Raw genomic sequence first — 26,262 nt, 5'->3', positions numbered from 1 at the left:
CTCTTTAGGCTGCCGCCTCGACCTGGAGCCACTCGCTCTTCTTCTCGAGGAAGCTCTGTGCCGCTCTCTTCGCACCTTCGAGGCTATGGTGGGCGCCCCATCCGCACTGGATCTCGTTCGCCGCGGGAACGGCTTGTGCCTCTAGCAGGTCGTTGAGCGTGGCCTCGACGAGTGGCGCCACCTCTTCGGGCGTGTGCTCGCCGCGCATGAGCAAGTAGAAGCCGGTGCGGCAGCCCATGGGCGAAATATCGAGGATGTCGTCGCTGTGGTTGCGAGAAAACTCCGCCATCATGTGCTCGAGCGAATGGACAGTCTCAGTTTCGAGGGCGTCAACGTTCGGCTGGGTGAAACGAATATCAAACTTCGTGAGCGTGACGCCGCCGAGATCTTTGCGATCAGCGACACGGATGTACGGGGCCGCGACGGTGCGGTGGTCAAGATTAAAGCTTTCAACGTTCATACGCTCGTTCATCGCGTTTTCCTTTCGGAGGTCGAAGTCTTCCGTGCCATCCTATCGACGAGAACTACGGGCGGTGCGCCCCCGTACCACGCCCTGAAACTCCTGGCGCACGTCATCGTCGGCACTTTTTGGCCACGCGAGGACGATTCGGGTTCCCTCACGCTCGGCGAGGGGCCTGTGGGTGACGTCCTTGCGGGCATGCAACCGAGCAAGGGACATGGGCATGATGGCATAGCCATTACCTGCGGCGACGGTCGCGACCGCACCTTTAGGCCCGCCGCATTCTTCGAGGCTGAACTGATGTTCACCTTCAAGGTCGCTCTCGGTGAGTTCCTCGCTGAGGCTCAGCGGATTGTCTTTCGCGACTACCGCGACGGGCCGTTCTTCCCAGAGCGGCACTGCATGAATATCCTCGCGCTCGAGAATGGGCCCTTCCGCGCGCGGGGCGCTGTTCCACGGAAGCCGCGCGAATACCATGTCGACAGCCCCGCATGCGAGCGCTTCCTCGGGGGCGCGGTCATCGAGCGGGACCAACTGCAACTCTGGTCGCTTGGGATCGGTGTGCCAGCGCCGCGCGAAGACGTCGGGCTCAACCCCGGGAATGAACCCCACGCGAAGCGCGCCGCCCGCAGCACCCGGCGCGCTTTCAGCAAGCTTCACTTGATGATCGCAACGGTGAAGGGATAGGTGTATGCCTCGCCGTTGTTCGCCTTCAACGCGGCAATAATCGGTATCACGATCGTCGCTACCAGAATCGCCAGGCCAATGATCGCAGCGATCAGGATGAAGACGAGCGGGACGAGAAGGAACGAGAGGAAAGTCCCCAGGAAGAAGAAGCCCCACGCGATGAGGCTGTAGACGAAAAGGTTGATCGCGAAGTTCAGTGCGCCCGCGGACGCATTGCGAACGAAGGGGCTCTTGTCACGATAGATCAGGTAGATCACGAGCGGCCCGACCCACCCGAGCCAGCCGGCCGAGACCAGAGTCGCAATGAGCGTACTGAGGTGCGCGAGAATGGCCCAGGTGCGCTCATCACTCGTCACGCCACCGGGGCCGGTAGGGCCGCTAAAGCCAGGTGCGCCAGTGCCCTGGCCGCCGGACGTGGGATTGCTAAAGCCGTATGGATTCGAGGGTTGGTCACTCATGGTGGGCTCCTTCATTACGTAGGGATCGTTCACATCGAGAAGCGTGGACGCGCTCAAGCAAGGAATCGAGCTCCTCGTAGCGCTTCTCACTCGTACAGGCGACATACGCCGGGCATTCCTGAGGTGGGATCGCCTCCGCTCCGTCGACGTCACCCGGGCTGCACGTCCACGTGCGAATACTCCCGCCAGCTTTCTCAATGATATGGAAGCCAGCAGCGATATCCCACGGATTAATGCTCGTGAGGGTCGTGGCATCCGCCCACCCCGCGGCCACGAAGCACAGTTCGAGCGCCGCCGAGCCAAGGTTTCGCACTGCCCCCGCGCTTTCGAGCAAGGCGAGCCTCTCGCGTTCGGCGAACGATCGATCCTCGCAAAGATCGCGAAGTCCCGGGAATCCCGTGAGAACAAGTGCATCCGCGAGTGCTCGTTCGGGATTGGGGCCAAGTCGCTTTGTTCCCAGGTACGCGGCAGTGTCATCGGCCCAAAACTCCATGCCGAGGGCAGGTGCATTCACAACACCGCCCACGAGCACATCCTCGACCGCCACGCCAATCGAGATGGCGTACAGCGGATTGCCGGTCGCAAAGTTCGAGGTGCCGTCAATAGGGTCAACGTAAAACGTGACGGCACTCGTGCCCTCGCGGGTTCCGCCCTCTTCACCCACGATTCGGGCATCCGGGCAGTTCGCGAGGAGTACCTCGCGAATGCGGTCCTCGCACGCGCGATCGTGAGCGGTCACAATATCGTGAGCATTCGCCTTGTATTCGCGCTCCACGGGACCTCCGCCAACCTCAGCGAGGTAGCTCGCGGCTGCCGCGGCAGCCTCACGCGCAAATGCAATAAGCCCCGCGAGCTCAGTTACATTCCTTGCAGTGGCGAAAGAATTCGTGATCACGCCTCCATTCCATCACGAAGACAATCGTCAACCTGGAAGCGGGCATCAATGACCAGGCCCTACCAACGATCTCAGCGTCGACGCTCAACCTTGACGAGCCCCGTTTGTTCAATCGTTGCGACACGCCCCTCCGCGACTGTGCCGCGCGCGCTGCTCAACATACTCAGCTCGACGGGGACATCTTCGAAATACGCCACGGGGCAAGGGCCGATTCGAGAAATACCGCGAATGCGTCCTGCTCCGGTACCGTCGGCGTGGTCTCCCACACGTAAGCGCAGCGCGCGAGGGTCGATCAAGGCACGCCCGGGGCCCAGCCCACACTCCCCCATCGTTGCAAGCGGAACTCCGCCGCTCGTTACGAAAACTCCGCGCTCTCGCATCTCGCCGTCAACCCATTTGAGTCCCGCGAGTTCCGCGAGAAACTCGGATCTCGGAAATGAAAGGGCATCGTCGGCACTGCACTCTTCGGTTACGTGGCCATCCTCGAGCACACACACTCGATCCGCCCACGCGAGAAGATCAAGAACATCATGGGTCACGCACACAAGAGTCCGCGTTTGCGCGAGGTCAGCCACGAGACCTCTCATTTCCCTTGCGGCGCGAACGTCGAGAGCCGCGAGCGGCTCATCCAGGAGCAGCACACGTGGTTCAACCGCAAGAGCCCGCGCGAGCGCACATTTTTGCGCTTGACCTCCCGAAAGCGTGCGAGGTCGCCGATCCTCAAACCCCTCAAGACCCACCTTCACCGCAAGTTCACCGGCTACTTCGCGGGCCTCGCGCCGTTTCATCCCTGCACTCACAAGACCGTAAGCGATATTGTCAAGAACGCTCATGTGATTGAAGAGATGCGCTGTTTGAGAGAGATAGGCAAAACCTCTCTTGTGAAGCGGTGTTCGGCTGAAATCCTCACCATCAATCGCTAAGCGAATTTCTCCATCGCGCGGAGCGGCAAGATGCCCAGCGAGCGCCTCAAGCATCGTGGACTTTCCCGCCCCATTCGGACCCACGAGAGCAACGTGCTCACCGGCATCGATACGGATGCAAGCATCAACAGCGCGGCCGGGAATACGAACCGCGAGATCTAGACTCATCGAGCATCCGCCTCACGTTGAAGCGGTCCACGGGCATAGGCAATTGAAACGACCACGAGTGAAAAAATGACGAGGATTATCGAAAGGCCCACGGCATCGGCAATGTCTCCCTCACGGGCAAGATAGATCTGCAGCGGGAGCGTGCGCGTCAAGCCGGCGAGCGACCCCGCAAACGTTAGCGTCGCCCCAAATTCACCGAGCGAGCGCGCGAGGGCCAAAGTCGCAGCGATAAGAATCGACGGTGCGAAGCGCGGAACGGTAACGGTACGAAACACGCGCATCGGCCGAGCACCTAGGCTCGCCGCTGCACGCTCCTCAGCAAACCCACTAGCGCGAAACGCACTTTCGAGGGTGAGTACTACAAACGGGAGCGAAACAAACACCTGCGCTATGACGACGGCGCTCGTCGTGAAGACAACTCGGATGCCGGCACTCTCTAAAAGCGGAGCGAGAAGACTCTGGCGCCCGTAAGCGAGCAAAAGGGCAATTCCTGATACCACGGGAGGCAGAACAAGAGGCACGAGCACAAGTGCACGCAAGAGCACTGTGAGCGGACCGGAAGAACGAGCAAGCTTGAGCGCAAGCGCGAGCCCAAAAGTTGTCGATATGAGGCACGCGAGCGTCGCCGTCACAAGCGAGAGGACTGCCGCCGAGCGATTTTCGGGACCTGCAGCGAGATCGGCAAGGCTGCCCCAAGGCGTCCCCAGGGCAAGCGCCACGATCGGAAAAACAATGCTCAGACCCGCCATCACGGCAAGAAGCCCAACGAGCATCGGGGTTCTCGCACTCTCACGACGCACCGGGCTCACTCTCCCTTTTGGAAACCAGCTTCCGCTAGTGCCTTTTGGCCATCGTCACCAAGGACGTAGTCCACAAATTTCTGCGCAGCCTCGCTTCGCTTCGCTTTTTGGGCTTCAACCGTCACAGCGATGGGGTATTCATTTGCGAGCGATTCGGCCTCGGGGATTTCAAGTCCGTCTACTTTTTCAGGCGCGGACGCAACATCTGTCTCGTACACAAACGCAACATCGGCTTCGCCAGCCTTCACGAGTCCCAGAGTGTCGGTCACCGAATTCTGCTCGGTATCAAAATCGATCTTGGGGTCCCCAGCAGCCATGAGCACCTTATCCGTGAGGGCACCACACGGCACCTCACTCGCACACCTCACGACCACGAGCTCGGGCCGAGATGCAAGGTCATCGAGCCCTGTAACCTTCTTCGGGTTACCCTCCGCGACAGCGATTTCGAGGGAATTACGGGCAAAGATGCGAGGAGACGAGGACACTAGATTCTTTGACTCCGCCGTATCCATCCACTTCTTTGAAGCAGAGGCAAAAACATCTGCGGGAGCGCCACCATCCATTTGAGTAACCAGATCCTGCGATCCGGCAAACGTAAAGACAACATCGATATCCGGGTTCTTAGCCTCGAACTCCTTCTCGAAGCTCTCGAAGGTGTTCTTGAGCGAGGCTGCGGCAAAAACCGTGACCTTCGTGCGACCTGGTGAAGCGTCGGATGGCGCACCTCCGTCGGTACTTCCACAACCTGCGAGCGACGCCGCAGCGAGCATCGCTGCAGCTCCAGCACCTGCCATGCGTTTCATCGAATCCATCCTCCATGAAGGAAATCGAAAATAGGGGCAGAGAACAGCTTATCGAGGTCGAGCTCATAACTCTCAACTGCATAACCTTCGAAGGAGTGGTAGGCAGGCACGCAGCGCTCATTTCACGGGTCGAAAGCCAGCATCAACGATCGTCATTTGCCCCTCGTGGCTGAGGACAAGGTCAACGTACTTCTGCGCGGCCTCGCTTCGAGTGCTTTCCTTCGCGTCCTTCGTCACCGCAATTTCATACGTGTTCGAATGAAGCTGCGCACCCGCGAGGTCAACTCCGTCAACCGCGTCTTCAGCGGAAGCGACGTCGCTTTCATAAACGATGGCGGCATCGGCCTCCCCCGCCTTCAGAAGCCCGAGAGCATCCCTGGAGGATTGCTCCTCTGTATCAAAACGGAGGTCGTCGAGAAAAGCGTTCCTCACGAGCTTATCCGTGGCCTCACCGCACGGAACCGCGCTCGCGCACCGCACAGCGACAAGTTCGGGGCGCGCCGCGAGATCCTCGAGGTCTTCGATGTTCTTCGGATTCCCTTTCGCGACGGCGAGCTCAAGTGTGTCAAGCGCAAAAACCTCGGACGAATACTTCGGCACGAGCCCCTTGTCCTCCGCCTGGTTCATCCACGTGGTCGAAGCTGGCGCGAATACATCCGCTTGGGCACCTTCACTCATCTGCGTGACGAGATCCTTCGACTCGGCATAGGTGAAGACAACATCAATACCCGGGTTTGCCGCTTCAAAATCCTTTTCGAGGTTCCCGAAAGCGTCCTCAAGCGAGGGTGCCGCGAAAACCGTGAGTTTCGTGCGAGCTGGCGAAGCGTGTGAGCCCGTCCTTTCGTCACTGCCACCGCACCCTACGAGTGACACGACAACGAGCGTTGCTGCGGCCAGAGCGCTTGCCATGCGCTTCATCGCGTCATCCTCCAAGAAGGGAATCGAGATACGGCGTTGAAAACAGCCTATCGGGATCGAGTTCATTCCTCACGGCTACAAAATCGCTCCACCGCGGGTAGAGACCCCGCAGCTCAGCTTCCCGCAGCCAGTGCATCTTCCCCCAGTGCGGCCGGCCCCCCAACTCAGCGAGAGTATCGTGAACGACTCGGAGATAGTCGTCGCTCTTCGCGTGAAGAGGATTGTGAGCGGCGATGTACACGGTGTCCCGTTCACTCGCCGTCGAAAGCCACACGTCGTCGGCTGCAGCTCGGCGAACTTCGAGTGGAAAGATGGGCGAAGGCGTCGAACGCTCGAGCGTACGCGTGAGCACATCAAAGGCCTCGTCGAAGCGGCTCGCGGGAATCGCCATTTCACACTCGCGAAAGCGCGTGCGGCGTGAGGCAACGAAGAGTCGGTATGGCAAGTGCACAGCCTCCCCTGCTGGCATGAGCGTTGATACCGCACCTGAGAGTGGCCCCTTTGTGGCCGGCACGGCCTGAACGAGTCGATTTGCGAGCGCAAATGCGCCATTCCCAACGACTTCGCTCTCGATAAAGTCACGTACCCGTCCCATTCCTTTGTTCGACGACTCCGCAGGGACGTGGTTAAGTTCGCGCACGATTGCTCTGCGCCCGCCTGGTACGAAGAAAAACTCCTGATGATCCTGAACGGTACTCGTCTCAAGGAATCTCGCGGCAGTCTCCTTGAGAGGCGCTGCATATTCTCTCCTGTGGAGCTTGTAAAGCGGCATCGTGCGAAGTCGCACCTCCACAATGATGCCGAGGGCGCCCAGACCCAGCCGTGCGGCCTCGAAAAGATTCACGTTGCGTTCGCGGTCCGCCCACACAGAATCGCCGTTCGCCAGCACGATCTTGAGACCGGTCACTAACCCGGAAACCCCCGTGAACCGCCCACCGGTTCCATGGGTACCGGTACTGATCGCCCCCGCAATCGACTGCCGGTCGATGTCCCCCATGACCTCGAGCGCGCGCGAGTGCGTCGCGAGCATCGGTCCAATTTCCCACAGGCGTGTGCCACCGCGCAGCGTCACATCTCCCGTGTCCTTATCGAAGCTCACGAGGCCGCGATACCGATCGAGGGTCAAGGTCACGCCATTCGGCTTTGCGACGGGCGAAAAAGAATGTCCGGCACCAATAGCTCGAAGGGCTGTCCCATGGGCAGTTGCCCGCGCGATGTGGTGCACAATTTCTCGTTCGCTACGGGGGTGCACAACCTCCGTAGGCGAGAACTCCACATTTCCCGACCAGTTCGCGCGAATCTCGCGCGCCGAGCCTAAAGCGACCTTTGCCATGCCCCAGCCTTCCCTCGTTGATCCGGAACCTAAATATACGCGCGTCCGAGGCCACGGTAGGTGGGGACGACATCAACGACCTGATCCCCTTGCACGATCGCGTAAGTGTCCACGTGCTCAGCTACCTCGCCAGCCTTTGCGTGTCGCATCCACACGGTATCCCCAACGCGCATTTTTTCGGCCGCCCGCCCACGCAATGGTGTTTGTACCTCGCCTGCACCTTCTAATCCAACATAACCGAGGGGGTTCGGATACACGACGCTCGGTAACCTGTCCTTCCCGGGCGGGCCACTCGCAATCCACCCGCCTCCAAGAATTGTCGCAACGCCGGGTGCAGGTCGTCGCACGACGGGGAATCCCACAAACAACGCAGGCTCGGGGCGGAAACCCACGAAGTGGTCGAAGCTTGCCGGGCCGATAAGTCCCGATCCCGCGGCGACTTCCGTGACGCTCGGATCAGCACACGTCGACTCGATACTTCCCGTGCCACCCCCGTTAACGAATTCCAGATCGCACACCTCACGCACGCGCTCTACGGCTTCACCGCGCCGGGCGGCAACTTCACGAGCGCTGAGGGCCTGCATTCCTCGCGTCAAAAGCCGCATTGGTGAACGGCCGCGATTCGGTGTGCCCGCAATCTGCGATTCGTAGCCCATGAGTCCCACGAGCGCAATGCCCTGGGTTCGCATAAGAGCCCGCGCAAGTTCCTCGACTTGTCCAGGTGTGAACAGTGGAGAGCGAAGCGCCCCCAGGTGAATTCCACGCAGGGGAACGTAAGAACAATCCAGCTCAATACACACGCGGACCGGCAGGCCGGAAATGGAGTGCGAGCGGTGCGCTTCCACGATCATGTCAGCATGGGCGCGTGAATCAACCATGAGAGTGACGGCTCTAAGGGCCCGTTCGTTCGTCACGAGTTGGGCAAGAGCCTCGCGATCAGCAGTTGGGTAGGCGACGAGAACGTCTTCAAAGCCTTGCTCAACGAGGTCGAGCGCCTCTGCAAGTGAGAAGGCCAGCAGACCTCCCTCGAATGTGCTCGCGGCACGTTCGATAAGGAAAGGGACGCGCAACGACTTTGTGGCGACACGGATGGGCGTTGCTCCAGCACGCTGCTCAAGCGCGCGGGCATTGGAGTCGAAACTGGCCAGGTCAAGAACCGCAACCGGGCGGCGATTGAGACCCGCAGCGGCGAGTGCACGCTCATAGCGAGCAATTTCTCGCGCACTCGAGGGCGCCGACGATGCTGCCACGGTGCGAGAACCCGTGCGTGTCAGGCGCGGCGGCGGCGCATGACGTCATCGACTGTAAGTCCCGAGCCAATCACCTGGGCGTCCGACGCGAGATACGTACCTCGTTCAGCATCGGCCTCACGTTCTTCGACGTCTGCGGCTTCAAGGCTGCTGCCAGTCGAGAGCGAGCCGTAGCGGAAGCTCACTCGGGAAGCAAAACGCTCGTCCGCGAGGGCCTTTCCTGTCCCTGCTTCGCGAGCCTCGAGCACCTGACGCAAGAAGGCTTCGTGGCGTTCGGCAGGGCTCATGTCACTCGGGCGCGAGACTTCGGAATCCGACGCTTGCCCGATCTCGGCGTGGCTAGCCTCGCCATCGCTTTCCTGCTCGACCTCAGGGGCGCGCTCAATGCGGGCCTCATCATCGCTCACGGAGGCGTCGTCGCTCGCGTTCCGTGTGTGCATCAAGCGCGTCGCTTGACGCGCGACGAGGCAGAGACCGAGCGCGGCGACAGCCCCGAGCGGGAACCAGATGCTCGTGAGAGAGAGCGAGGTCGTGACGACAGTCACGAGCGTTACTCCAACGAGAATCGAGAGGAGGACCGTCAAGGCAGTATTGAGCCCCGAGTGGTGAGGGCGATCGTGCTCGAGATCGGTACGTTTCTCGACCCCAAAACGCGGGCGTGAAGTTGGGTCCGCGGGGCGGAGGAGGCTGCGGTTCTCGGGCATGTCGGTCACCTCGTGCGAGATAGAAGAGTAGGTGCGGCAGGCGTCGGTGACGTCCCTGGCACTCTCGGAGTGGCGCTGCTGCGCGATCCTCTCCGCCTCCCCCAGCGTGTACCGCCGATCGGCGGTCTTGGGAACGGCGTACAGTAACCACACGCCCACAAGAAGGGCGATCAGCACCGCACCGAGATTAAAGCTGTTCACCCCTTGATCGTATGGACTTTATTCGCGCCCACTGCGCACATCCGGCCGCGTGTCGCGCCTCGTAGGACGCACCTCACCGTACGTCCGGAACTCGGTCAAGGAGGAGACCCCTCGCTGGCAACTCCTCGCGTGTCAAAGCGAACACCCGATGGTCGCGCCACGAGCCTGAAACGTAGATGCAACGCTCGCGGATCCCCTCTTCTCGAAGGCCCAGCTTTTCGACCACCCTCAGGGAAGCGGTATTGGAAGGCTGCACGAGGACTTCGACGCGATGAAGCCCCTCGCCGATGAGGACCTCCTCGAGTGCGAGCGCGAGGGCACGTGGGGCGATTCCGTGTCCTGCCCATTCGGGTGCCACCCAGTAGCCCACTTGTGCGGTCGAAAGCGGACCGAACACGATCGAGGAAAAACCGATGTGGCCCACGAGCGCTCGTTTGCGGAAGATCCCGAGGGAAGACCACGCGATCTTGCTCCCTTGGCGTCTAAGCGCTCGAAATTGCGCTTGAAACGGAGGGTAGCCTCCATCGCCCCACGAAGGGTCCTGGCCCTCCCAGCTTTCGAGCCACTCGGCGCTGCTCTCGCGCAAGCGCACATAGGCCTTGCGGTCACGGCGTACGAATGGGCGCAGGGTGAGCGAGGCATCGCGGAGTCTCATGTCGGGAAGTATAGCGTTGAGGATCGCGCATCGTGGTCGCCGGTGCACGAAGACTGAATCCACACGGCTCCGCGCTGTGACACGATGTGTTTATGAATGAGAGCACTACGTCCGCAAAGAAGCGTGCGCTGCGCCGCGAGATTCTCCGGGCACGGCGCGAGACCTACGTGGCTGACGAGGCACGTGAAAGTGCCGCGCGCATCCGCAAGCGGCTCGAAGAGAGCATCGATCCATGGCTTGCAGCGGCAGGTCCCTCCCTGGTTATCGCGGGCTATAGCCCGGTTCCCGCCGAGGCAAGCGCTCTCTCGTGGCTAAGACGCAAGGCACGCGAGGGGCACACCGTCATTCTCCCCACATATGAGGGAGAGCTTCTCGGCTGGCGTTCATGGGACGGCGAAGAATCTCTTACTCCTTCTGGCGGGGCCAAGTTCGGATCCGAACCCTCGGGTGAATCCTTCGGGCCACAGGGGCTTGCTCGCGCCGACCTCATCATCACGCCCGCCGTCGCGGTTGACCGATCCGGCACACGCCTCGGACACGGCAAGGGCTACTATGACCGGGCCCTCGCGTATGCCCGTCCAGAAACCCGCGTACTCACCTTGATCCACGAAACCGAGCTTCTTGATGCCGGCTCGCTGCCCCGCGAAGAACACGATGTTCCGATCCCCGAGGTTCTCACCGAGGCCGGACTCGAGATCCTTAGCCCTCCTGTCTAGCGCCGCCCTCACAGCGGTACGCGCTCCACATCGCCCTGCCTTCCCCACCTCGGCTCTAGGCGCCCCACGCGCCGAGATCCGGCTTTAGCGTGGGGCACATGGGAGAACATTCATCGCTCGAGCGGGCTCGGCGCGCGCTCGCCACCGCGGCCCCACACGTGAGGCGCGCAATACGGAAGAACAGGGCGCTGCTGGCCCTCGTCGCCATCGCCGGATTCGTGAGTCTCAGCGCCCCGCCACTCGCTGCGCACGTGCTTCCGGGGACCCCGGTCGTTGTCGCTGCCCACGCGATCGCCGCTGGTGAGACTCTCGACGACAGCGACCTCACGACGGTGATGGTGAGGCCCGATCTCATCCCCGCCGGTGCGTCACGGCAACCACACGAGCTTGTAGGCGAAAGCACGGCAGGCGCCATCAACCAAGGCGACCTGGTTCTTCGCGAGAATCTACGCGAGGCCGCTCCCTCACTCGACCCCGAGCACGCTCTCGTGTCGATCCCGATCGCGCCAGGAAGTGTCATTGAGGGGGCCGAGGCGGGAACTCAGCTGAGGCTCGTGTGCGAACGCCTCTCGTCGTCGATAGATGCAGACCGTCCCGCTACTCTCAGCGAGGTCCGCGCCGTTTTGCGCGAATCTCATGGCTCCGCGGATAGCTCTGGGACGATGTTCGCGGCCTCCGGCTCCCCCACGGCCACGGTCGAAATCGATCGTGCGCACATTTCAACTATTGCGCATTGCACATCCGCTACTCCCCCGTTTGTCGCCGTTGTCCGCTAGTTTGTCTTTCGAAGACTTAAGCCGGCTATCGCCGGATCTGCTCCGAATACCCTTATCGAAAGGAACGGCCGTGAACGGATTCAAGGAATTCATCATGAAGGGCAACGTTCTCGACCTCGCGGTCGGCGTTGTCATCGGCGGTGCATTCACCGCCCTCATCAAGGCTTTCGTCGATCACCTCATTCAGCCCGTCGTCGCCGTTTTCGGTGGCGCAAACGTTGATGGCTTCGCCTACCGCATCATCGCGGACAACAAGGCGACCACCCTCGACTTTGGCGCAATTATCTCCGCGGTCATCTCCTTCCTCATCACCGCGGCAGTCGTGTACTTCGTCTTCGTGCTGCCCGTCAACAAGGCGCGTGAACTCGACAAGAAGCGCCGCGGCATCACGGAGGAGGTCACGGAACTCACCGACATCGACCTTCTCACCGACATCCGCGACCTTCTCAAGGCGCAGAACACCAAGTAAGCCTTAACTCGCATGTGCGAGTTGATCTCACGCCCCGGCGGCGCAGGCGAAACCGTGAGGTTCGCCTGCGCCGCCGGGGCTTTCTCATGATCGGTTGTTTCTTACTACAGCAATGCCCAATCTCGGACCTTAAGAGCAACCGCGCCCACCTGCATCCCCTCAACGGCGCGCCCCCATAGGCAGTCCTCGCGAGCGCCTGCCGAACCTCGGTAGCATGGAGCGCTATGCCTTCATACCCCGACCTCTACGAGCCAGTCGCCACGTGGTTTGCGACCCACCGTCGGCCCCTACCCTGGCGTGATTCGCACACGAGCCCATGGGGCGTTCTCGTCAGCGAAATCATGAGCCAACAAACCCCCGTGTCCCGCGTTGCAGAGCCCTGGCGCGCGTGGATGAAGCGTTGGCCAACCGCGCACGCGCTCGCCCATGCCGACGCTGCCGAAGTCCTGCTCGCGTGGGGATCTCTCGGCTACCCCCGGCGCGCTCTTAGGCTTCTCGATTGCGCGCGCATCGTCGAGCGGGACTACGGCGGAGAACTCCCGGTTGGCGTGGACGCGCTCACTGCGCTACCGGGAATCGGCTCCTATACCGCCGCGGCAGTGGCATGTTTCGCGCAGGGGCAGCGCGCGTGCGTGCTCGATACCAACATCAGGCGCGTACTGACGCGAGTGCTCGACGCCAAACCCTCGGTTAAAGCACACGTGACGAAGCGCGACCGCGATCGCTTCGACGCGCTGGTTCCGGACGACCCCGAGCGCGCGCGCATTTGGAATGAGGGCATCATGGAGCTCGGTGCGCTCGTGTGCCGTGCCCGCACGCCCCTTTGCGAGGCATGCCCACTTGCGCCTCACTGCGCGTGGCTTGATGCTGGGCGCCCCGGTCTCGGCGAGCGCACGACACGCCCGCAAGGGTATGAAGGAACAGATCGACAGATCCGCGGAAAAATCCTCAAGACCCTACGCGAGGGTGGTGAGGCCACCGTCGGAACTCTCGAGGGTGAAAGCGGGACGGACCGAGACCGCTTCGCACGGCTTCTGGCCGACCTCCTTGACGAAGGGTTCATTTCGCGCACGCCGGAGGGAAAAATCGCTCTCGGTTCGCCTGCGCGATTCTCACCGCGGAACTAGCGGTTGCGCGCGGGTCAGGCCCGTTCCGACGCCTGCTTCGCCTTCAATGCGTGAAACCTTCGGACGATGCGCTCAACGAGAAGCGAGAAGGCGAACGCCAATACGAGCGCCGCGACGATTCCAAGCAGCGGATGCGCCTCGAACCACTGGCCGGCAAGTGCCCCGATAAGGCTTGAATAGACGGCCCACATGAAGGTCGCGAGAATAATGCGCGGCGTAAAAAGAGCACGCGGATACTCAAGACCACCGGCGACGAGGTTCACCGCCGTGCGCCCAAGGGGAATGAACCTCGCCGTCATGAGATAGGTGAAGGCGTGCCGCTCGAGGCCACGCTCCGCGGCCTCGACCGCTCGATGCCCGCGACGGCCCTCGTTAAAGAACGAAAGCTTCTGCCACGGAAGCATACGGCCAATCTGGTAGGTCACGTGGTCGCCGACCGCGGCCCCTGCCCAGCCCGCCAGGATGAGCAGAATAAGCGACGGCTTACCGGAGGTCGCCCACAGGGATCCGAGCGCGACGAGCAACGATTCGCTGGGAACCGTGGGAAAGAAAGCGTCCACGAGGGAGAAGGCGGCGACCACGAGGTGGACCCACCACGCTTCTCCCGCGTGGACGACAATCTCTTCAACGACGTGCATGTCTAGGACTCACGCACGAAGGCTAGCCAGCGATGTCCTCAACAGAAATGTCCTCGGAAATCGGCTCAAGCTCACCCTCGGCGTTCTTCGTTGCGAAGGTGAAGATCCCGAGCGGACCCTCGCCTTCGGCGTCGATGACGATCTCGTCGCCGTCCTTCACCTGGCCGAACAAGATCTTTTCGCTGAGCGCATCCTCGATGTCGCGCTGAATGGCGCGGCGAAGAGGACGGGCGCCGAGAACTGGGTCGTAGCCCTTTTCTGCGAGAAGCGTGCGTGCCTGCGGCGTCAACGTCACCGACATACCGCGCTCCGCGAGGCGCGTATCGAGGCGTCCCACCATAAGGTCGACGATCTGCGCAATCTCCTCGCGAGACAGCTGCGGGAACACCACGATGTCGTCGACGCGGTTGAGGAACTCGGGGCGGAAGTGCTGCTTGAGCTCCTCGTTGACCTTCGCCTTCATGCGCTCGTAGCTCGTCGAGAGGTCGCCGCCGGCCTGGAAGCCAATCGAAACGCCCTTCGCAATGTCGCGCGTGCCGAGGTTGGTCGTCATGATGATGACCGTGTTCTTGAAGTCCACGACGCGGCCCTGCGAATCGGTGAGGCGGCCGTCCTCGAGGATCTGCAGGAGCGAGTTGAAGATGTCAACGTGCGCCTTCTCAATCTCGTCGAAGAGCACGACCGAGAACGGCTTGCGGCGCACCTTTTCGGTGAGCTGACCGCCCTCGTCGTAGCCGACGTAGCCGGGAGGCGAACCGAACAGGCGCGAAGCCGTGTGCTTCTCGCCGAACTCCGACATATCAAGGGTGATGAGAGCGTCCTCATCGCCGAAGAGGAACTCGGCGAGAGCCTTCGCGAGCTCGGTCTTGCCAACGCCGGTGGGACCGGCGAAGATGAACGATCCGCCAGGGCGCTTCGGATCCTTGAGGCCCGCGCGGGTCCTACGAATCGATTGCGACAGCGCCTTGATCGCTTCGTTCTGGCCAACGACGCGCTTGTGCAGCTCGTTTTCCATATTGAGCAGGCGCGTGGATTCGGCCTCGTTGAGCTTGACGATCGGGATGCCAGTCGCAGCAGCGAGCACCTCGGCGATCACGTCATCGTTCACGACGCTGATCGAATCGGATTCGCCGTTGCGCCACGCGTCTTCCTTGGCCTTGCGCTCGGCCGTGAGCTTCTGCTCGTCATCACGGAGGCTCGCGGCCTTCTCGAAGTCCTGCGCATCGATCGCGGATTCCTTCGCCCGCTTGGCCTCTTCGATCTTCTGGTCGTATTCCTTGAGCTCGGGCGGCGCCGAGAGACGGCGGATGCGCAGGCGCGCACCAGCCTCGTCGATCAGGTCGATCGCCTTATCCGGAAGGAAGCGATCGTTCACGTAGCGGGCAGCGAGCTGCGCCGCCGCTTCGAGGGCGTCATCCGTAATCGTGACCTTGTGGAAGGACTCGTAGCGATCGCGCAACCCGCGAAGGATGTCGATGGTCTCCTCGACGCTCGGCTCCTCGACCTGGATCGGCTGGAAGCGGCGTTCGAGCGCTGCATCCTTCTCGATGTGCTTGCGGTATTCCTCGAGCGTCGTGGCACCGATGGTCTGCAACTCGCCGCGCGCGAGCATCGGCTTGAGGATGTTCGCCGCGTCGATTGCGCCCTCTGCTGCACCGGCACCCACGAGCGTGTGGATCTCGTCGATGAACAGCACGATGTCACCGCGAGTCTTAATTTCCTTGAGCACCTTCTTCAGGCGTTCCTCGAAGTCGCCGCGGTAGCGCGAGCCCGCCACGAGCGAGCCAAGGTCCAGCGTGTACAGCTGCTTGTCCTTGAGTGTTTCGGGGACGTCACCCGCGACGATCGATTGGGCAAGCCCCTCGACGACGGCGCTCTTGCCGACGCCCGGTTCGCCGATCAGAACGGGGTTGTTCTTCGTGCGGCGGCTGAGCACCTGCATGACGCGTTCGGCTTCGCGCTCGCGGCCGATGACGGGATCGAGTTCCTGGTCGCGAGCCGCCTGCGTGAGGTTGCGCCCGAACTGGTCGAGCACGAGGGAGCCCGACGGTGTCCCCTCTTGGTTGCCGCCACCGGCGTTCACGGTTTCCTTGCCCTGGTAGCCGGAGAGGCGCTCGATGACCTCCTGGCGCACGGCAGCGGGCTGGGCGCCCATGCGCGTGAGGACCTTGACAGCCACGCCATCGCCCTCGCGCAGAAGGCCGAGGAGGATGTGCTCGGTGCCGATGTAGCCGTGGCCGAGCTGAAGCGCCTCGCGAAGGCTCAGCTCGAGGACCTTCTTAGCGCGGGGCGTGAACGGGATGTGCCCCGTGGGGGCCTGGGTGCCCTCAGTGATGATTTCACGCACCTGTTCGCGCACGCCCTCGAGTGTGATTCCGAGTGATTCGAGGGCCTTGGCTCCCACGCCTTCACCCTCGTGGATGAGGCCCAGGAGGATGTGCTCGGTGCCGATGTAGTTGTGGTTGAGAAGACGCGCCTCATCCTGCGCGAGCACAATGACTCGGCGGGCGCGATCGGTAAACCTCTCGAACATGAATCTCCCTTGGTGTTTCGGCGTTGCCTACGAGCCTACTTCCTGCCTACTTTCGAGGGGCGGTTGTTCGCCAGCGGCGTGAAACGCCCGCGCACAAGCGCCTAGGATTGAATGACGAGTCATCGCCGGTGCCGCATTCACAGCTGAGACGCGGCCGGCGAGCCGCACGTACGGTGCCCGCCTTACCATCGAAGGAGCAACGCCACTTATGAGCCACTTCGCGACTGTTTCGCGCGATCAGGCGCCCCTCACCGTCGAGCGCGCCGATGCGGTGCTCGTCGGCGCGGGCATCGCCTCGGCGACGCTCGCAATGCTCCTGAGCGAACTTGAACCGTCGTGGACGATTGTCGTGCTCGAACGACTTGACGGGGCAGCGCTCGAGTCCTCGCACGCGTGGAACAACGCGGGCACGGGCCACAGCGCACTGTGCGAGCTCAACTACACGCCCGTGGATGCGCACGGCCGTATCGCGATTGAAAAAGCGGTCGCGATCAACGAGAAATTTCAGCTCTCGAGGTCGTGGTGGGCTCATCTCGTCGACGCCGGCTACCTCGAAGCTCCGCACGAGTTCATCCGAACCGTCCCCCACATGAGCCTCGTCCTCGGGCACGAGAATCGACGGTTTCTCAAGGCGCGGCACGAAGCCCTTGCCGCGCATCCGCTCTTTGCCTCGCTCGACTACACCGAAAACCCAGCTACGCTCGCCGAGTGGGCTCCGCTCGTCATGGAGGGCCGATCCGCGCGCGAAACTCTCACGGCGACCCGCTCCCTTGCAGGGACCGACGTCGACTTTGGTGAGCTCACCCGTTCCCTCCTCGCCGCAGCCGAAAGCGTTCACACCCGCGTTCATTACGACGCAGATGTCGTGGATCTGCGGCGCATGGGGCGCGAGTGGGGCGTCATGGCCCGCACGAGCAGCGGCACGCACGGCGTTCGAGCCCCATTCGTCTTCGTGGGCGCGGGTGGCGCGGCGCTCCCCCTCCTCCAACGCTCCGGTATCGATGAGATTCGCGGCTACGGCGGCTTTCCCATCTCGGGGCAGTGGCTGCGGTGCACGAATCCCGAGCTCGCTGCGCGACACGAGGCGAAGGTGTATGGGAAGGCGGCCGTCGGAGCGCCCCCGATGAGCGTTCCCCATCTTGATACGCGCATCATCAATGGGACTCGCGAGCTTATGTTCGGCCCCTACGCCGGCTGGAGTCCCAAGTTCCTCAAGTCTGGATCCGTCACGGATCTATTCCGTTCCGTTCGTCCCTCGAACGCTCTTCCCATGGCATCTGTGGCCCCAGGAAACCTTGACCTCTTGGCGTACCTGACGAGCCAACTCACGCAGAGCTTCGAGGATCGTCTTTCAGCTCTGCGGGAATACTTGCCGCTCGCCGAAGCTCAGGATTGGGAGCTGCTCACCGCGGGTCAGCGCGTGCAGGTGATCGCGCCCAAATCGCGCACGCGTGGAACGCTGCAATTCGGCACCGAGCTCATCACGTCGGCCGATGGCACCTTGAGCGGACTTCTTGGCGCCTCCCCCGGTGCCTCGACCGCTACCTCCATCATGCTTGGCCTGCTTACACGCGCTTTTCCCGAGCACAGCAGCGCGTGGGCACCGCGGCTAAGGGCGATGTTCCCCGAGGGCGAGAGCCCGCGTGACAATCTCGATCGCACAAGCCGCATTCTTGGCCTTACGCAACCACCTCGATGAAAGGACACTCATGAGCTTCACCAATTCCCCTTTCAGGGGCACGATTATTACCCTGACAAACGGTGACGCACGCGCAGAGCTCGCGAGCGTGGGCGCCGCCCTCAATCGCTTCAGCATTGGCGGCCGCGAGTTTCTCGTGCCGAGCCCCCTCGACGAGGTGCAATTCGGCTATCGCGGCGGAATCATCGCGCCGTGGCCAAACCGCATCGGCGACGGCGTCTATACGTATGACGGACTTGAATACGAACTTCCGCTCAACGAACACGAAAGGCGAAATGCGCTTCACGGGCTCGTTTGCTGGAGCGATTTCTCAGTAGAAAACCGCACGGAAAACTCGGTCGAATTCGCGCACCGTATCGTCCCCGTGCTCGGGTATCCCTTCCCGCTCGAGATTCGTGTGCGCTACACGCTTCACGACCGCTCAATCGCGACTGCAGTGACGGCAACCAATCTCGGTGAGCGCACCGCCCCGTACGGCGTGTGCCCGCATCCCTATGTTGTGCCGGGACCCGAAGACATGGCCGAATGGAGCACGCTCGTCCCAGCCTCCCACGTTCTCGAAGTCGACGACCGCCTCCTTCCCGTCGCCCTTTCTCCCGTCGAGAACCACCCCGACCTCGACCTCGATGGCTCCCCAATCGGCGAGCGCACCATCGATCACGCCTACACGGGATTTTCTGAAGGACGCATTAGCGTGCGCAGCGCGAGCGGCGAAGTGTGGGTCCAGTTCGATCCGAAGGAACTCCCCTGGGCGCAAATCCACACGGCCGACCACCCTGACCCGAGCAAGAATCGTGCCGGCCTCGCCGTCGAACCTATGACGTGCCCACCCGATGCTTTCCGCTCCGGCACGAATCTCGTGCACCTCGCCCCCGGGGTCTCGCACACCGCATCGTGGACCATCGGCGGCACCGTACTCGATTAGCGGTACCCAAGGCAGAGAAAAAGCGCCGCCCGGAGTAATTCCCGGCGCGGCGCTTTTTAGCTACGGAAACGCTCAGCCTTCGTGAGCGGCGTAGTAAGCCTCGCGAACCTCAGCGGCGATGCGGCCGCGATCCGAAACGTTGTAGTTGTTCTCGAGCGCCCACTTGCGGATCTTCGCGGTTTCCTTCGCGCTGCTAGGCGTGCGCGAGCTGCGACGTGCGCGACCACCCACGCGGCGGGCGGCGACGATCCACTTGGTCATGTCTGCGTGAAGTTCCTCGACGTGAGCGTTCGAGAGGTCGATCTCGTAGTCGACACCTTCGAGGGAGAATGAGACGGTGAGATCCGCCTTCGAGCCGTCAAGATCATCGACGAGTTCGGTGAAAGTCTTGGTTGCCATCGAGGCCATCCTCTTGAAGTTTTAGAACATTGGTCGACCGATTCAGCGGCGAAGCGCGTCAACGGTTAAAAGCAGGATAATCGCTCACAACAATAGTGGCAACCACTTTAGTGCGATTAGAAAGCGCGATTTTATTTCAACGTCGTGGCGTCTTTACGTTTTGCGCGTTGCTGGTTTGCCCCGTTCTTACAAAGCGCGCCGCCTCGGGATGAGCGGCAATGTACTCGCGCTCGGCTTGCTTTTCCGCCTCACGCTGATGCTTATCGGCGCGCACAATCGAGCGCAGAATGAGCCAGAAAAGGAGCCCAATCCCGATCGATGGCACGAGCGCTCCAAGCTCGAATGCCCAATCAATATTTCCCACTGTGCGCCTCCTTCGATGTTTGCTGTGCCTCGGCAGGGGCAAGATTCACGAGCGCATTGTCGATCAGACGTACACCCTCGACTCTCGCGGCGAGCACGACGAGCGCCTCTCCTACGAAAGCCTGGTCAATCTCCTCGAAAGTCGCAGGGTTGACCGCGAGCCGGTAATCCCACGTCACTCGCGAAGATTCCTCATGCGTGCGAAGAAGCGCGAGAAGCTCAGCCGCCGTCGGGCACTCAAGCGCCTGAGAAAGGAGACCCGAAAGCGCGAGGGCATCCGCCCGCCCGCTTTCACTCAAATAGCTATTGCGCGAGCTGCGTGCGAGACCCGATTCCTCACGCACGATCGGCACCCCCACAATTTCGATGCCCAGATTAAAGTCGTGGACGAGCCGACGAATAACCGCGAGCTGCTGCGCGTCCTTTTGGCCAAAGACCGCGACATGCGGCTGGGCAAGAAGGAAAAGCTTGAGTACGACGGTCGCCACGCCACTAAAGTGGCCGGGGCGAATCTCGCCCTCGAGTATGCGCCCAATCGGCCCCACATCAACCTGGAACGGTTCCGGGTACGGGTACATGTCGCTAGCCTCGGGGGCAAACATCGCATCGGCGAGCGTGCCGACGAGTTCGAGGTCTGCCTCGAGCGTACGCGGATAGCGCTCATAGTCCTCGCCGGGGCCGAACTGAAGAGGGTTCACGAAGTTCGACACGATCACGTGGTCGGCACGCGAGCGTGCCTCGCGAATGAGACTGAGGTGTCCCTCGTGGAGCGCCCCCATCGTAGGTACGAGCGCGACGCTCCCCTTGCCCTTGATGCCAGCCCGGTATGCCTGCAGTTCCTTAACTGTGCGGATGAGCGTGGTCATGTCTCCTGCCTCGTCTCGCTATCGCGTGCAAGAAGCAATTCTAATGCCGCTTTATCCGCATCGCCGATCGGCGCGATGTCGAGCGCAGCACGTGCAAGCGCCCGGTACGTGGGCAGGGTGGAGCCAAGGTCCAGCTCAGTAAGTGCTGCGAGGTGGTTTCCGACGGTTCCCGCATCACCGCGCCGTACCGGCCCCGTGAGCGCTCCCGGCCCACGACGAAGCACCTCCTCGAGACTCGCCTGGAGAAGGGGGCTCACGAGCTGGGAAGGGTCTTCGACGCCGATCGAATCGAGGATCGCAAGCACCTGACTCACGAGCACGACGAGGTGATTCGAGCCGTGCGCGAGTGCCGCGTGGTAGGCCGCGCGGTCCCCCTCCGCTATATCGACGCTTATGCCGTCAAGTTCAAGCACAAGCGCTTTCGCAATTGGCGCGAACATCGGCCGGGCCGTAATCGCCCACGGGCAGCCCACGAGCCTGCCAAGATCAAGCGAGGTTCCCGTGAACGTCATCGCCGGATGGAGCGCGAGCGTGATCGCCCCCGCCTCCTCGAGCGGCCGAAGCACGTCAATCCCGTAGCGGCCGGAGGTATGCGCGATGATCTGCGCCCCCGGAACAACCCCGCGCTGTGCGAGGCTCGCCGCCAAGGACGCAAGCTCGTCGTCGGGAATCGCGAGAATGACGAGCTCACTGCGCTCGACAACCTCTTCGGGCTCCAGGAGGGGCGCACCGGGAAGGAGAACCTCGGCGCGCTCCCGGGAAGCGTCGGACCTTCCCACCACGCCCGTGACTTGGTGCCCCGCCGCACGAAGCGCGTTGCCGAGCACCGCTCCCACGCGCCCCGCGGAAATGATGCCCACGCCCATGCGAGCTGGTTCCGTGCTGCTCACACTGAACCGCCAAGAAGTTTCGGCTCAAGCCAGGTCCCGCGCTCAGCGAACCGGCGCAAGGTGCCCGCATCGTTACCGAGGCTCGCGCACAGCGCAGCGGCGTCAGCAACAGGGATGTCGCTCAGATAGAAAGTCCCGCCCGCGTATTCGACCTGGAGATCAGCCTTGCCGATGCGGCGCGCGATCGGACCTCGCGAAAGCTCAACGCCCTGGATGCGGTCGCGCGGAATGATCGTGAGCGCGCGCTTCAGCCACCCTGTGCGAGCGAAAAGTGCGTGGCGACTAAGAGCGTACACGTCGGTGCGGCGCGAGACGGGGCTCGTCCAGTGGAACGGTCGCGTCCCCGGAAGTTCGGCTTGAGGCGCCGACATGTACCCTTGCACGAGAGCGGTGTCGGTTGCGCCAAGAACTGCGGGGCTTGCACCGCGCGCACCGTCGTGCATCGCTGGATGCGCAACGAGATCACCGGTCGGGGGCATGAGGTGCCCGAGGGTGACCTGCAGATCCTCGACCGTTCCTACGGGAAGGATCCTTCCCGAGGCATCCGTATCTGATTCCAGGTCATCCATACCGGCGGTCGTCACCGAAACATCGAACCACCCGTGAGAGCGCCACAAGACCGGTTGCGTGAGCTCGACCAATTGAAGCTTCGAGGCCGTAAGGTTGTCGCTTCTCGAATTAAGAAGACCGCTGCGCGCGCGTAGCCCCGTCGAGGTCGCACGAGACGTGAAGCCCCAGCTAGATTCCAGACGCGAGAAAATCATGCGCGGGCCCGCCAGAAGAGCGGGAACAAGCGCAAAGAGCGACGCTGCCGAAAATGTGAACTCGCCACTCGCGAATGATGTGACGAGCCAGATGGCCGTCATGATGATCGTGAAGACCATGCCGATCATGAGTCCAACGTCAAGCACGAGCGAGTGCAGGATCCGCGAGGTGGGGATCCGCGCCAGCAGTTCGCCGTCGGAATCCGAGTCATAGGCAATAGACTCGGCGCGTTCTACGATGCTCGGTGCGCCTTCGTCCACTTCGCCTGGCACCGCGTTTTCGGAAGCCTCAGGCGCGGTCTCACCGGGTGCGGGGTTCGCCGCCACACGCCCATGAGGCGGCACATCCCCGCGGGCGAGCTCGAGTATCGTCGAGTGAATTTCTTCGGCCTTCGCCCTGCCAAGGTACTGAAGGTCCACGTGGGACTCGCCCGCGCCTGCAAGCTCGATGCGCACCTTGGAGAGCCCCACAAGCCGCGCCATGAAAGGCCGTTCAACAGATACCGAGTCGATGCGCTCACGCGGGGCAATTCTGCGTTTCGTGCTCAAGAATTTTTCACGCACGAAAACGCCGTGTTCCGTCACCGCATACGTCGTGATCCACCACGGGAGCGCGCCGGTAACAATCGCCACGAGGATGATGCCAAGGGCGCCGAGCCCGATGAACAGAAAATTATCGGTGCTCACGACCCCGTGTTTCACGAGGTCTTCGATGACCTCGTAGTTTTGAAAACCGACGATCGCCACGATCGCCGTGACGAATTTCCAGCCCATGACGAGCGGCGTGAGAGGGTGGAATCTCGAATAAGCCGACTCGTGCGGTTCGGTTTCGAGTGTCCCGGATTGCTCGGTCATAGCGCCGCCATCTTTTCGTGGGCTTCGCGGGTCACGAGATCGCGTATCCGCTCGGCCTCTGTGCGTTCTAGCCCCGGGATCGAAACGTCGGAGAGCGAACCCCCTGCGGTGTCGAGCGAAATCGTCGAAAGCCCAAACGCGCGCTCGATCGGGCCCTCGTTGATGTTAATGTTCTGAATGCGCCCGTAGGGAACGATTGTCACGTAGCGAAAAAGAATTCCTTGGCGGAACACAATGTCGTTCTCACGCGTGAGATAACCAAGTGCGCGGGCACGCCGAGGAGTGAAAAGAATCGATTGTGCAACGAGGACATAGACGGGAATCGCGCACAGGTGGACCCACCACGGCCACGAAAATACGGCCGTGACAACGTGAAGCGCGATGCACGCGAGAAGAAATATCGTCCACCACGCGAGGTTGCCGAGAAAGCGCGCCTTCACGAGCTTCGGCGACACGCGCGCCGTACGCGGATCGGTCGCGGAAAAGGGCTCGTCGAGCATCCTGCGCTCGATGTCGGCCGCCTCGAGGGTCGGCATCGGGACTACTGAGTTACTCATGAGAATCTTTCTAACACAGCGACTGCGGGGGCTTCAAAGGGAGCCTGCGCTCTCACCCGCGCGCCCCACAGATCCGGAGTCAGTAGGCGGCAGAGTCCCCCACCGTTCTACGATAAGCCCGATCACCGCGAGGATGAGCGCGCAGAGCGCGTCGAATCCGAGTGGAAGAATCGCGCCGGAAAGCGTCCCGCCCCCGGATGTCGCGAGAAACGCGCACATACCCGCGTAAAAGCCTGCACCAATTGCTCCCGTATAGGCCGCGGCACGCGCGGCGATGAGAATTCGGTAGGCAACAACCATGTCAAGCTGGTGCTTGCGCGGCGTGAGCGGGTGAGTTCGCGCTCGCTCACGGGATTCGTCGAGATATCTCTTCACGCGGAGCCCAAGGGCAAGAACGACGGCGGAAAGAACCAGGAACACAATTCCCGGCATGATGCCGGCAACGGGGACCGGGGCACCTCGTGAGGCGAACGCGAGAGACAGCCCGTGGCCCGCAAGGCCTGCCACGAGGGCAATTCCTACAAGTCGGAGCGCAGGAGTTTTTGTCATCTCACACCCTTGCGTGGGCGAGCCTCGCTTGCGAAACCTGCAACGCGGGGACCGGGGCGCAGCCCCGCACGGTCAGGGGCGACCTTCACGAGGTCCGACGCTTGCCGGCCATCGGGGAAGCTCCACTCGGGGTTGATGTCAAGCATCGGCGCGAGAACAAAGGCGCGTTCGTGAGCTCGCGGATGCGGAAGCGTGAGTCGCTCATCGTCGCACGTGAGCTGTCCCCAGGAAATGAGGTCGAGGTCGAGGGTGCGCGGCCCCCATCGAAGGGTGCGGGTGCGCCTTGCAGCATTCTCGATCTCGTGAAGTGAGTCGAGAAGCTGCCACGGACTAAGCGACGTCTCAAGGTGCGCGGCGGCGTTGAGGTACGCGTCCTGATCAATATCGCTTACGGGGTCGGTTTCGAAAACGCGGCTCGCGGCGATGAGACGGGTCTCGGGGATCCGCGCAAGTGCCGCGAGAGCACCGGCGAGGAAATCCTCGCTATCGCCAAGATTTGAGCCGAGCGCGATGAAAGCGCTCACGGGTGCCGCGCGCCTCGTGAGACGAACGTGTGCGTCGGTGAAAGGCTGCGGAATGGGCGCGGTGGGCTTGTGGACGCTCACGCTCACTTCGCGCACGAGGACATGCCGCTCAAGTACGCACTGAGAGATGCGCTCGGCGAGAGTTTCGATCAGGTCGACGCTTCGCCCCGCGACGACCTCCTCGACGATGGCCGCGGCGTCCGCGTAGCTCACGCTGCGCTCGAGCGCGTCATCCCGCCCCGCCGAGCGCGTGTCCACCCGCATATCGACATCAACGAGAAAGTCGTGCCCCTGCGTTTTTTCACTCTCGAAAACGCCGTGCTTGCCGTGCACGCGCACGCCGTCAACCGCGACGTGGGATAGCGGCGCGGGTACAGAAAAGGCAATATCATTCCACGTCATGCTCGAGCACCGCTTTCATAGTTGCGGTCCGCGAAGCCTGAGCCGAGCCCCATATCGCGCCCCTCGGGCCCCGCCATCAAGCGCTGCATGACGCGGATATTCGCGACGCTCGAGGCGACATCGTGGACGCGCACCGCCCACGAGCGGCGAAGCTGCGCGAGGCCACTCAACGCCGCCGTGCCGGCGTCCCGATCAACATCGAGAGCGCTCACGAAGCGCTTGCGGCTCACCCCGATGAGGAGTGGGAGCTCGAGCGCCTCGACGTCACCGATCTGGTCATAGAGATCCCAGTTGTCCTCGCCGGTCTTGGAAAACCCGAAGCCGGGATCGGCGACGATACTGTCACGGGCAATGCCCGCGCTCACCGCCTTGTCGATTTGCTCGCCTAATTCACGCGCGACGTCTGTGCCGATAGCCTCGTAGCCCGTGCGTGACATTGCCTCCGCGGAGTGACCGCGCCAATGCATCGCGATATAGACGGGGGCGGTACCGAGATGGGTGGTGAGGCCGGCGACCGTGGAGAACATGGCGGGATCAGCGAGTCCAGCCGACACGTCGTTGACGATGAGCGCACCGGCGTCGACCGCGGCACGCGCGACCGAGGCACGCATCGTATCGATACTCACGCACATGCCGCGCTGTGCAAGGGCCTCAACAACGCGCACCGTGCGGCGAAGCTCCTCTTCTTCACTCACGCGGCTTCCGCCCGGACGCGTCGATTCACCCCCGACATCGATGATGTCGGCGCCCTCGCTCACCAGGCGCTCGGCATGTGCGATCGCATCCTCGTGCTCGTTGTGCCGGCCACCGTCGGAAAACGAATCCGGGGTCACGTTGAGCACCCCCATGACGAGCGTCCGCTCGCACGTGAGCGAAGAGGGCAGGCCCTCCACACGCCGCCACGCGGGGGCGCTAGAGAAGTCCAGAACCGGGCGCGTCGCGCTCATGAGATGAC

29 protein-coding genes are annotated in these 26,262 nt (G+C 62.3%); 6 read left to right on the top strand and 23 right to left on the bottom strand.

Annotated elements, in window-relative coordinates:
• Nucleotides 1-4: 4 nt before the first annotated feature.
• From HMPREF1484_RS07095 to HMPREF1484_RS07040, 12 genes are all read right to left on the bottom strand, one after another.
• Nucleotides 5-472: an S-ribosylhomocysteine lyase gene (locus HMPREF1484_RS07095; RefSeq protein ID WP_016664356.1), complete on the bottom strand. Its 468-nt coding sequence runs from the start codon at nt 470-472 to the stop codon at nt 5-7.
• A 39-nt stretch (nt 473-511) separates the two neighbouring features.
• Entirely contained in the window at nt 512-1,120 is a 609-nt protein-coding gene (locus tag HMPREF1484_RS07090; RefSeq protein ID WP_016664355.1) for a LysR family transcriptional regulator substrate-binding protein, read from the bottom strand.
• Nucleotides 1,117-1,605, bottom strand: coding sequence for a DUF4870 domain-containing protein (locus HMPREF1484_RS07085; RefSeq protein ID WP_016664354.1), 489 nt, complete (start codon nt 1,603-1,605; stop codon nt 1,117-1,119). Before HMPREF1484_RS07085 ends, HMPREF1484_RS07090 begins: the two co-directional genes overlap by 4 nt.
• A complete protein-coding gene (locus tag HMPREF1484_RS07080; protein ID WP_016664353.1) occupies nt 1,598-2,500 on the bottom strand; it encodes an inositol monophosphatase in 903 nt (300 codons plus the stop codon). Before HMPREF1484_RS07080 ends, HMPREF1484_RS07085 begins: the two co-directional genes overlap by 8 nt.
• A gap of 71 nt (nt 2,501-2,571) precedes the next feature.
• Nucleotides 2,572-3,591, bottom strand: a complete 1,020-nt coding sequence (locus tag HMPREF1484_RS07075; protein WP_016664352.1) for a sulfate/molybdate ABC transporter ATP-binding protein — start codon at nt 3,589-3,591, stop codon at nt 2,572-2,574.
• Nucleotides 3,588-4,391 carry a molybdate ABC transporter permease subunit gene (gene modB / locus HMPREF1484_RS07070; protein ID WP_040386921.1) on the bottom strand — a complete coding sequence of 268 codons (804 nt, stop codon included), beginning with the start codon at nt 4,389-4,391 and terminating at the stop codon, nt 3,588-3,590. The genes HMPREF1484_RS07075 and modB overlap by 4 nt, the downstream gene beginning before the upstream one ends.
• 5 nt (nt 4,392-4,396) lie before the next feature.
• Nucleotides 4,397-5,194, bottom strand: a complete 798-nt coding sequence (gene modA / locus HMPREF1484_RS07065; RefSeq protein WP_016664350.1) for a molybdate ABC transporter substrate-binding protein — start codon at nt 5,192-5,194, stop codon at nt 4,397-4,399.
• Between the two features lie 117 nt (nt 5,195-5,311).
• Nucleotides 5,312-6,112, bottom strand: a complete 801-nt coding sequence (gene modA / locus HMPREF1484_RS07060; protein ID WP_016664349.1) for a molybdate ABC transporter substrate-binding protein — start codon at nt 6,110-6,112, stop codon at nt 5,312-5,314.
• Between the two features lie 4 nt (nt 6,113-6,116).
• Complete coding sequence (locus HMPREF1484_RS07055; RefSeq protein ID WP_016664348.1) at nt 6,117-7,445, bottom strand: D-arabinono-1,4-lactone oxidase; 1,329 nt, start codon at nt 7,443-7,445, stop codon at nt 6,117-6,119.
• Nucleotides 7,446-7,474: 29 nt separating this feature from the next.
• Nucleotides 7,475-8,695, bottom strand: a complete 1,221-nt coding sequence (locus HMPREF1484_RS07050; protein WP_016664347.1) for an alanine racemase — start codon at nt 8,693-8,695, stop codon at nt 7,475-7,477.
• Nucleotides 8,696-8,715: 20 nt separating this feature from the next.
• On the bottom strand, nt 8,716-9,600 hold the full coding sequence (locus HMPREF1484_RS07045; protein WP_016664346.1) for a hypothetical protein: 885 nt from the start codon (nt 9,598-9,600) through the stop codon (nt 8,716-8,718).
• Nucleotides 9,601-9,673: 73 nt separating this feature from the next.
• A complete protein-coding gene (locus tag HMPREF1484_RS07040; RefSeq protein ID WP_016664345.1) occupies nt 9,674-10,255 on the bottom strand; it encodes a GNAT family N-acetyltransferase in 582 nt (193 codons plus the stop codon).
• A 92-nt stretch (nt 10,256-10,347) separates the two neighbouring features.
• On the opposite strand from HMPREF1484_RS07040, the gene HMPREF1484_RS07035 reads away from it, so the two are divergent.
• The 4 genes from HMPREF1484_RS07035 to HMPREF1484_RS07020 all read left to right on the top strand — a co-directional run bounded on the left by HMPREF1484_RS07035 (nt 10,348) and on the right by HMPREF1484_RS07020 (nt 13,343).
• Entirely contained in the window at nt 10,348-10,971 is a 624-nt protein-coding gene (locus HMPREF1484_RS07035) for a 5-formyltetrahydrofolate cyclo-ligase (RefSeq protein WP_016664344.1), read from the top strand.
• 98 nt (nt 10,972-11,069) lie between these two features.
• Nucleotides 11,070-11,747 carry an SAF domain-containing protein gene (locus tag HMPREF1484_RS07030; protein ID WP_016664343.1) on the top strand — a complete coding sequence of 226 codons (678 nt, stop codon included), beginning with the start codon at nt 11,070-11,072 and terminating at the stop codon, nt 11,745-11,747.
• Between the two features lie 70 nt (nt 11,748-11,817).
• Nucleotides 11,818-12,216, top strand: a complete 399-nt coding sequence (gene mscL, locus HMPREF1484_RS07025) for a large conductance mechanosensitive channel protein MscL (RefSeq protein ID WP_016664342.1) — start codon at nt 11,818-11,820, stop codon at nt 12,214-12,216.
• A 224-nt stretch (nt 12,217-12,440) separates the two neighbouring features.
• Nucleotides 12,441-13,343, top strand: coding sequence for an A/G-specific adenine glycosylase (locus HMPREF1484_RS07020; RefSeq protein WP_016664341.1), 903 nt, complete (start codon nt 12,441-12,443; stop codon nt 13,341-13,343).
• Between the two features lie 14 nt (nt 13,344-13,357).
• Here the strand turns inward: HMPREF1484_RS07020 and HMPREF1484_RS07015 are convergent, their stop codons facing one another.
• Nucleotides 13,358-13,981 (bottom strand): DedA family protein, encoded by a 624-nt coding sequence (locus HMPREF1484_RS07015; protein ID WP_016664340.1) that lies wholly within the window; start codon nt 13,979-13,981, stop codon nt 13,358-13,360.
• A gap of 22 nt (nt 13,982-14,003) precedes the next feature.
• Nucleotides 14,004-16,514, bottom strand: a complete 2,511-nt coding sequence (locus tag HMPREF1484_RS07010; protein WP_016664339.1) for an ATP-dependent Clp protease ATP-binding subunit — start codon at nt 16,512-16,514, stop codon at nt 14,004-14,006.
• Nucleotides 16,515-16,722: 208 nt separating this feature from the next.
• Here HMPREF1484_RS07010 and mqo point away from each other — a divergent pair, with 208 nt between their 5' ends.
• On the top strand, nt 16,723-18,213 hold the full coding sequence (mqo, locus tag HMPREF1484_RS07005) for a malate dehydrogenase (quinone) (protein ID WP_016664338.1): 1,491 nt from the start codon (nt 16,723-16,725) through the stop codon (nt 18,211-18,213).
• Between the two features lie 10 nt (nt 18,214-18,223).
• Nucleotides 18,224-19,138 carry an aldose 1-epimerase family protein gene (locus HMPREF1484_RS07000; RefSeq protein ID WP_016664337.1) on the top strand — a complete coding sequence of 305 codons (915 nt, stop codon included), beginning with the start codon at nt 18,224-18,226 and terminating at the stop codon, nt 19,136-19,138.
• 72 nt (nt 19,139-19,210) lie between these two features.
• Here HMPREF1484_RS07000 and HMPREF1484_RS06995 read toward each other — a convergent pair whose 3' ends face one another.
• The 9 genes from HMPREF1484_RS06995 to folP all read right to left on the bottom strand — a co-directional run bounded on the left by HMPREF1484_RS06995 (nt 19,211) and on the right by folP (nt 26,254).
• On the bottom strand, nt 19,211-19,537 hold the full coding sequence (locus tag HMPREF1484_RS06995; protein ID WP_016664336.1) for an Lsr2 family protein: 327 nt from the start codon (nt 19,535-19,537) through the stop codon (nt 19,211-19,213).
• Nucleotides 19,538-19,673: 136 nt separating this feature from the next.
• Entirely contained in the window at nt 19,674-19,901 is a 228-nt protein-coding gene (locus tag HMPREF1484_RS06990) for a hypothetical protein (protein WP_016664335.1), read from the bottom strand.
• Nucleotides 19,888-20,766 (bottom strand): pantoate--beta-alanine ligase, encoded by an 879-nt coding sequence (gene panC, locus HMPREF1484_RS06985; RefSeq protein ID WP_016664334.1) that lies wholly within the window; start codon nt 20,764-20,766, stop codon nt 19,888-19,890. The genes HMPREF1484_RS06990 and panC overlap by 14 nt, the downstream gene beginning before the upstream one ends.
• Nucleotides 20,763-21,656 carry a Rossmann-like and DUF2520 domain-containing protein gene (locus HMPREF1484_RS06980; protein WP_255348414.1) on the bottom strand — a complete coding sequence of 298 codons (894 nt, stop codon included), beginning with the start codon at nt 21,654-21,656 and terminating at the stop codon, nt 20,763-20,765. Before HMPREF1484_RS06980 ends, panC begins: the two co-directional genes overlap by 4 nt.
• On the bottom strand, nt 21,653-23,275 hold the full coding sequence (locus HMPREF1484_RS06975) for a PH domain-containing protein (protein ID WP_016664332.1): 1,623 nt from the start codon (nt 23,273-23,275) through the stop codon (nt 21,653-21,655). The genes HMPREF1484_RS06980 and HMPREF1484_RS06975 overlap by 4 nt, the downstream gene beginning before the upstream one ends.
• Complete coding sequence (locus tag HMPREF1484_RS06970; protein WP_084813940.1) at nt 23,272-23,832, bottom strand: PH domain-containing protein; 561 nt, start codon at nt 23,830-23,832, stop codon at nt 23,272-23,274. The genes HMPREF1484_RS06975 and HMPREF1484_RS06970 overlap by 4 nt, the downstream gene beginning before the upstream one ends.
• A 33-nt stretch (nt 23,833-23,865) precedes the next feature.
• Nucleotides 23,866-24,381 (bottom strand): DUF3180 domain-containing protein, encoded by a 516-nt coding sequence (locus HMPREF1484_RS06965; RefSeq protein ID WP_040386516.1) that lies wholly within the window; start codon nt 24,379-24,381, stop codon nt 23,866-23,868.
• Nucleotides 24,378-25,307, bottom strand: coding sequence for a 2-amino-4-hydroxy-6-hydroxymethyldihydropteridine diphosphokinase (gene folK, locus HMPREF1484_RS06960; protein ID WP_016664329.1), 930 nt, complete (start codon nt 25,305-25,307; stop codon nt 24,378-24,380). Before folK ends, HMPREF1484_RS06965 begins: the two co-directional genes overlap by 4 nt.
• A complete protein-coding gene (gene folP, locus HMPREF1484_RS06955) occupies nt 25,304-26,254 on the bottom strand; it encodes a dihydropteroate synthase (RefSeq protein WP_016664328.1) in 951 nt (316 codons plus the stop codon). Before folP ends, folK begins: the two co-directional genes overlap by 4 nt.
• Nucleotides 26,255-26,262 lie beyond the last annotated feature (8 nt).

It is taken from the genome of Dermabacter sp. HFH0086 (genome assembly GCF_000413375.1).
GTDB classification, from domain to species: Bacteria; Actinomycetota; Actinomycetes; order Actinomycetales; family Dermabacteraceae; genus Dermabacter; species Dermabacter hominis.
This window is presented reverse-complemented; position numbering and strand designations above follow the sequence as displayed.